The following is a 7348-nucleotide window of genomic DNA, read 5'->3' on the forward strand; positions in this document are numbered from 1 at the left end:
CTCTGATATAGAGGGTGAATATAGTGGTACAGCACCAGTTTCGGAAAGCTCTGCTAATCAAGCAGAAAATCCAAACATTATCGGATTTGTTGGTATTGACTATACGCCAAGCACAGATACAAAATCAACCAGAACGAGTATTGAGTATTATATTGTGCAAAAAGGAGACACTCTCGGAAATATTGCGGAAAGATATGGGATAAGCTTAAATACTCTTTTATGGGCAAATCAACTAACTGAAAGATCTTATATAAGACCGGGAGACAAGCTTACGATTTTGCCGGTTTCAGGAGTATCTCATATAGTCAAAAAAGGAGATACTCTAGCGGCTATTGCTTCAAAATATAGCGCAGAGCAAGAAAAAATTTTAGAATTTAACCATCTGTCAGATGCTGGGTCTTTGCAGGTTGGACAAGCTTTGGTTATTCCGGAAGGAAAAATCGTTTATGTTGCTCCAACGCTTGCATATTCTAGCGGATTTAGTAGTAAAAGCTATAGTTCCTCAGGTGAACTATTATGGCCCGTTCCTTCAAGACGCATTACTCAATATTTTAGTTGGAGACACCCTGCTATTGATATTGGTTTGCCTACTGGTTCTCGTCTTGTTGCTGCCGAGGGTGGTAGAGTTATTTATTCTGGCTGGGGGACAGGCTATGGATATGAAATTTTGATTGATCATGGCAACGGTATGAAAACACGGTACGGTCATTGTAGTAGACTTTACGTAAGAACCGGAGACACAGTAGAGCGCGGTGAATTGATTGCGCTTACTGGGAATACCGGCTGGTCAACGGGTCCGCATTTACATCTTGAAGTTTATGTTGGTAACGTCAGACAGAATCCGCTTTTATATGTAAAATAGTCAGTTGATAAATTAAAAAGCCCTCGCATTGTGAGAGGGCTTTTAAAATTCATTAAACAGGTCTTCCATTGTCCATTCATTGCAATAATTAAATTTCATAGAACAGCTATTTAGCTCTACACGGACACATGAACTGCATTGGGTATCTTCAAAAAAGATTGCCTCAGCATTGTCTTTTCCTGCCTGGAAATACATTCTACCAACAGGTTTATTGCGACAGGTTCCAAAATAGAAATTATCAAAATAAAAGTAGTATCTTCCATACGGCAAGCCGATTTCCCCGCTTGCGCTAAAGAAAGCTTCCCTACCTTCATTATTATATGTATAGTCAACTATTTTCAAAGTGCACTCCGTATCAATACAGGATCGTTCATATTTATTTAAAATAAAGACCGTGGGAGTACCGGTTATTTGCCAGATTCCAGAAATAGTTTTTGTACCTTCGGGTGTTGTTATCTCAAAATTTTTGAACGTAATAACTATTGAATTTTTTTCCGCAATAGAAAGTCCGATACTTTTATTAGAGAAGGTACATTCATATGAAGAATCGGTTTTTATTTGATTTTCTAATTTACATATTTTTTTAAAAAAAGATAGATAATCAAAACCATTATAGTTGGCATTACTCCATGCGTCTACAATCGGAATAAACATATATAGCTTATAGGGATGTAAATTATGCAATTCCTCATCTATTTGATTTTTTAGTGTTTTCTCTGGAATGGAACTATCCAGCCTTTCGTCTGATTCAATTTCATGAATTACACATGAAGAAACACCAAGGATTAAATACACTATACACAATAAAAGATTAAATTTTCGTTTCATTGTTCGCCTCGTTTTGTTAAGGAGCCATAAACACACTTTGCCTTAAATTGACTTTTATGTCAAAATGTGGTAATATTTTTGTATAAATGGCCTGGTAGCCAAGCGGTAAGGCGAGGGTCTGCAAAACCCTTATTCGTGGGTTCGATTCCCGCCCAGGCCTAATCAAAATATCCTGCAATTGTAGGATATTTTGATTATTAGCAGTTTTGTCGGAATCGAACGAAGGGGTGGTAGGGGGAGGAACTCCCCCTACATTTTGAGGAAAGTTATTCGGAAACCCGAAGGTTTCCGAAGGAATGAGGCCGACTCTTTGTCGGCCGAATGACGTGAGATTCCCGCCTAGGCCTCCATTAAAAAATCCTGTTTTTGCGGGATTTTTTAATTTGTAAAAAAGAAAAATTAAAGGTAAGATAAACAATATGAAGAAACTAATCATTATTGATGGTAATGCGCTTTTACACCGCGCATTTCATGCAATTCGTCCGCTTTCCGACCCCCAAGGTCGGATGGTTAATGCTGTTTTTGGGTTTGCGCGTGTTTTGCAAAAAATTATAAAAGATTTTGAACCAAGCCATTTGGTAGTTTGTTGGGATAGAAAAGAAAAAACTTTTAGGCATGAGGCCTATGAAGAATATAAGGCTCAGCGTGAAGCAAAACCGCAAGATCTTTATGACCAAATCCCAATTATAAAAGAAATGCTGGACGCATATTCTATACCCCATTATGATAAAGTCGGTTATGAAGCCGATGACTTGATAGGCACAATTGCTAAAAGATATGAAAAAAAGGTAGATATGGTTTTGATTGTTACGGGAGATATGGACACACTTCAACTCGTTGATGAAAAAATTAATGTTGTTGGATTTATAAAAGGAGTATCAGAAATAAAAAATTATGATATAGACGCGGTTAAAGAAAGGTATGGCCTTTTGCCTGAACAGATGATTGATTTAAAAGCGCTTATGGGCGATCCGTCGGATAATATAAAGGGAGTTCTCGGAATTGGAAAAGTTGGCGCAAGCAAATTGATGCAAAAATACGGAAACATAAATAATATTTATACATCATTAGAAAGCGGAGATATTGATGCGAGTGAAAAAGTAAAAGAGGTTTTGCGTGCGGGCAAACAAGACGCTTACAAAAGCCGAGAGCTTGTTGAAATAGTTAAAGACGTATCAATAGAGATGCCATTGGAAGATATGAGTTTTGGTAATTATAATGAGCAGGCCGTTGATAATTTTTTTATAGAGCTTGGGTTTAGAAGTCTTCTTTCGCATCAGAATATTAAGGATGAAAAGTCAGAGACAGGATTACAAAAGGTTACCTCAACAGAAGATATAAAAAAATTAATAAAAGATATAGAAAAATCAGGCGAATTAGGTTTTTTAATAATAGAAGGACAAGAGGGCCTTTTTGGAAAAGAAATTCAAGAACTATGGCTTTCATTTGATGGGAGATATATAAAGATAACTTTTGGTGTGCTGAAGGCGAAAGAAGTTTTTAATGAGCTTGCTCCGATTTTTAAGAATGAGAAAATAAAAAAAATCGGACATGATATAAAATCGGAAATGCATATTTTGGCAGGCTATGGAGTAGAATTGAATGGTATATATTTCGATACAATGCTTGCGGCATATATTTTAAATTCTGGCACAAGGCGATACGAGATAGAAACGCTTTGTATGGAATATCTAAAAAAACGTCCGGGTGAAACGCTACTTTTCGATATTATAAATTTGAAAAATTTATTTTTGGAAAAATTAAAAAAAGAAAAGTTAGATCGAGTTTTTTTTGATATAGAAATGCCATTGCTTTCAGTATTATTCAGGATGGAAAAGACAGGAATAAAGATTGATGAAAAACTTTTATCTGGTCTTTCTGCTGATTTTGAAAAAAGATTAATGCAGATTGATAAAAAAATATATACATTTGCCGGCGAAGAATTTAATATCGATTCTCCTCAACAGTTGCAGGTTATTTTATATGAAAAATTGGGGTTAAAACCAAAGGGCGGAAGGATAAAACGAGGAAAAACAGGGCTTTCAACTGCAGTGTCAGAATTAACCAAGCTTTTGGGTAGACATGAAATTATTGAATTTATCATGGAACATCGCGAGCTTACAAAGCTGAAAAATACTTATATTGATACCTTGCCTAAACAGATGGATAAAAATAATAGAGTCCATAGTACGTTTAATCAAACAATAACGGCAACCGGTAGACTGTCATCAAGTGAGCCAAATGTACAAAACATTCCGATTAGAACAGAGCTTGGGCGAGGAATTCGTAAGGCATTTATTGCAGACAGTGGTTATGTTTTAGCCTCACTTGATTATTCACAAATAGAGCTTCGTTTAGCGGCCGCCTTGGCAGGCGAGAAGCATATGATTAAAGCTTTTGAACGCGGAGACGATATTCATAGAGAAACAGCAGCAGAGGTTTTTGGCGTAAAACCAGAGGGAGTTACAAAAGAAATGCGAAGAAAAGCAAAGGCAGTTAATTTTGGTGTTTTGTATGGGATGGGCGTGCAAGGTCTTAGCCGAAGTATAAAATCATCTATGGCCGAAGCGCAGGATTTTTTGGATAGATACTATTCTAGCCATCCGGCAATTATGGAATATATTGATAGAACGAAAGCACTGGCTTATAAGATTGGCTACGTTGAAACAATTTTTGGCAGGCGCCGTTATTTACCAGAAATAAAATCTTATATTGAGCCAGTGCGCGCGTCCGCAGAAAGAATGGCAATAAATATGCCGATTCAGGGCACTGCCGCCGATATAATAAAAATGGCGATGATTGAATTGCAGAAAAATGTAGTCAAAGACGACGTGAGAATGGTATTACAAGTGCATGACGAACTAGTTTTTGAAATAAAAAAAGGAAAAGAGAAAAAAGCGGTCAGCACTATAAAAGAAGTGATGGAGCACATCTATAAATTACAAGTCCCGCTGGAGGTGGATGTGGAGATTGGGAATAATTGGAGTTAATGTGTAAACGCTGATTTTATGATTATATTTTTATATGGTTCCGATATATTTCGGGCCAAAGAAAAACTCGAAGAACTAAAAAGCAGATTCCTAGAAAAAAAGAACGGGAATTCTTTTTTAATTTCAACGACTGAAAGCTTGGATTTTGATTTAGCGGATTTTCGCAATAAAGTCTTATCGTCCGGATTTTTTGCCGAAAATAAAATGGCAATTTTGAAAATTCAAGAGAATAAAAAAACAAAAAAGGCAGAAAACAAAATGGAAGAAAAAGAAACCTTGGAAGTTATAAAAAAAATACCGGAAGAAACAATTTTGATTGTTTGGGAACAGAGTGGAGATGAAAAATTTTTAAAAAGCGATTTAGGAAAATATTTACTGAAACAAAAATTTATTTATAGTTTTAATGTTTTATCGGGAAATGAATTAATAGGATGGATTCGTAAACGCGTTGCTTTTTATGGATGTGAAATTGATAATGAATCCGCGATTCTTATTGCAGAAATTTTAGGGAATGATTTATGTAAAATTGATTTAGAAATAAATAAGCTTTGCTTATTTATTATTGGTAGTAAAGAAATTGAAAGTAAGAAAATATCTAGAAAAATTGTAGAAGAACTACTTTCTCGTCAGGCGGAAGAGAATATTTTCAAGTTTATTGACGCATTAGCCGGAAAGAACAGGCGTTTAGCGTTTCTTTCATTGCAGAATGAACTTTCTGCCGGCGCAGGCGAACTTGCGCTTTTGGGAATGGTTGTAAGGCAGATTAGAATTTTACTTCAGATAAAATCAATGCAGGGAATATTGAAAAAAGATGAAGTGGCAAAAGAATTAGGGATCCACCCATATGTGGCGCAAAAATCACTTCAGCAAGCAAGGAACTTCCAAGACAACGAACTAAAAAATATTTATCGCGGACTTTTGCAAATCGATATGGCCATTAAGTCATCAAGCTCTCCCGCGCGAGCGATGTTTGATAGATTAATATCAAGAATATAGCAGTTAGTAATCAACACTTAGGATCTAGGAAAATAAAAAACGAGCCATTTGGCTCATTTTTTATTTTTTCATTTTGTTTACTTTTTTGGCTAAACGAGATTTGAGGCGGGAAACCTTATTTTTTTTAAAGTATCCTGTTTTGGCAATTTTATCAAGCTTTTTCCCGGTTTGTTTTAGGATCTCTCCGGCTTTATTATCCCCTGCTTCGACTGCTTTTCTAACTTGTTTTATTAATCCTTTTGCCTCAACTTTGTTTTTCAAATTTTTTTCCGCGCGCTTTATTGATTGTCTTAGCGCTTTTTTTGCACTTTTTAGATTTGGCATACTTTAGCTATGAGCTATTATTATTTTTAAATTTAGAGCGTATAGTTATGAAAGTTTTGGTTTTTCGACGTCATCTAATTTTTCCAATCGCTCCTCGCCTTGTTCTAACCTCGCGACATCCTTATCTATTTTTCCCCATTCTTTTGTCGCAGAATTATACATATTAACTGTGGTGGAGAGATTAGAGCCTACTTTTTTCATATACTCCTGATATTGTACCAGATGTTTGCCTAACTTGTCAACCCTTTCAAGGATATCTTTAACCGACTCCTCTATTTTTAATGCTTTTAATCCTTGGATGACAGTCTGAAGATAAGCAAAAAAACTGGTTGGCGAGACTATCATTACTCTTTTTTTGAAAGCGTAGTTTATCAAATCTTCGGAGTTTACATTTGTGCTTCCTACTTTATATATTAATAGGCTATAGAAAACACCTTCTGCCGGAATAAACATAAAAGAGAAGTCGGTAGTATTTTCATTAGGACGAATATACTTACTGGTTTCGTCAATCCGATTTTTAATATCGCGTTTAAATTCTTTTTCAAATATGTCTCTGCGTCCGGCGTCTTCTTCTTCCATTATCATGTTATATTTTTCAAGCGAAAACTTTGCATCTACCGGAACGATCTTATCTTTTATAAAAATTGCCGCATCAACAATTTCGCCATCGCGGAATTTGTATTGCATTTTGTAAGAATTTGGTGGAAGGATATTACCCAATAAGGTTTCCAAAAAATATTCGCCCAATATTCCACGTTGCTTTGGATTTTTTAAAATATTTTCCAAGCTTTGCATCTGCGAAGCGAAGTTGACTACTTGCTTGTTTGTTTCCCCTATCTCTGTCAGCTTACCTGTTACTTCCTGTACAAGCTTTGTGCTGTAGCCAGCTTGCTTTTGGACAAATTCAAGATTTTTTTCAAGCGAACCATGCATTTCTTGACGGATATTTTTTAATTCATCTTGCAATAGTACTAGTTTATCGTTTTGTGATGTGTCGGTTCCTTGTTTTTTTGATAACCAAACAATTCCGCCGATAACTGCGAGAACAAGAATAGACAAAAGAGTTATAATGACATATTCCATAATAATTAAATTTTAACACCATTCGTTATATTGTTCAATATCAAAATCTTATAAAAACAGTCTTACTAAGATTTGGTTGCACAGCAGGTCTTGATTTTTTATTAAATTTATGCTATACTGATAGAAGTATTTTTCAAAGATAAAACTAAGGGAGGCTTTATTTATTTTGCGACGCAAAGATTTTAAATAAAATAAAATAGGGAGAAAGCAGGTTTACGATGAAGATATAATAATATTTTGCGACGCAATAAATAAGACGTTGTCA

The 7348-nt window shown here is 35.4% G+C and carries 6 protein-coding genes and 1 tRNA gene; 4 read left to right on the plus strand and 3 right to left on the minus strand.

Going from position 1 to position 7348, the window contains the following annotated elements:
- The coding region (locus tag COU51_04225) for a hypothetical protein (protein PIR66378.1) at window positions 1-862 on the plus strand (862 nt) is incomplete at its 5' end.
- A gap of 42 nt (window positions 863-904) precedes the next feature.
- On the opposite strand, the gene COU51_04230 is transcribed toward COU51_04225, so the two are convergent.
- Window positions 905-1690, minus strand: a complete 786-nt coding sequence (locus COU51_04230; protein PIR66379.1) for a hypothetical protein — start codon at window positions 1688-1690, stop codon at window positions 905-907.
- An 88-nt stretch (window positions 1691-1778) separates the two neighbouring features.
- On the opposite strand from COU51_04230, the gene COU51_04235 reads away from it, so the two are divergent.
- The 3 genes from COU51_04235 (at window position 1779) to holA (ending at window position 5676) form a co-directional block, all read left to right on the plus strand.
- Window positions 1779-1850, plus strand: a tRNA-Cys gene (locus COU51_04235).
- A 259-nt stretch (window positions 1851-2109) separates the two neighbouring features.
- Window positions 2110-4680, plus strand: a complete 2571-nt coding sequence (gene polA / locus COU51_04240; protein PIR66380.1) for a DNA polymerase I — start codon at window positions 2110-2112, stop codon at window positions 4678-4680.
- 18 nt (window positions 4681-4698) lie between these two features.
- Window positions 4699-5676: a DNA polymerase III subunit delta gene (holA, locus tag COU51_04245; protein ID PIR66381.1), complete on the plus strand. Its 978-nt coding sequence runs from the start codon at window positions 4699-4701 to the stop codon at window positions 5674-5676.
- Between the two features lie 60 nt (window positions 5677-5736).
- On the opposite strand, the gene rpsT is transcribed toward holA, so the two are convergent.
- Window positions 5737-6000: a 30S ribosomal protein S20 gene (gene rpsT / locus COU51_04250; protein ID PIR66382.1), complete on the minus strand. Its 264-nt coding sequence runs from the start codon at window positions 5998-6000 to the stop codon at window positions 5737-5739.
- Window positions 6001-6045: 45 nt separating this feature from the next.
- Window positions 6046-7071 carry a DNA recombination protein RmuC gene (locus COU51_04255; GenBank protein PIR66383.1) on the minus strand — a complete coding sequence of 342 codons (1026 nt, stop codon included), beginning with the start codon at window positions 7069-7071 and terminating at the stop codon, window positions 6046-6048.
- Window positions 7072-7348: the final 277 nt, after the last annotated feature.

The sequence above is a fragment of the Parcubacteria group bacterium CG10_big_fil_rev_8_21_14_0_10_36_14 genome (assembly GCA_002772895.1).
Lineage (GTDB): Bacteria > Patescibacteriota > Patescibacteriia.

Coding starts and splice junctions, on each gene's coding strand:
- polA (PIR66380.1), top strand. CDS start 2,110: ATGAAGAAACTAATCATTATTGATGGTAATGCGCTTTTACACCGCGCA.
- rpsT (PIR66382.1), bottom strand. CDS start 6,000: ATGCCAAATCTAAAAAGTGCAAAAAAAGCGCTAAGACAATCAATAAAG.
- holA (PIR66381.1), top strand. CDS start 4,699: ATGATTATATTTTTATATGGTTCCGATATATTTCGGGCCAAAGAAAAA.
- COU51_04230 (PIR66379.1), bottom strand. CDS start 1,690: ATGAAACGAAAATTTAATCTTTTATTGTGTATAGTGTATTTAATCCTT.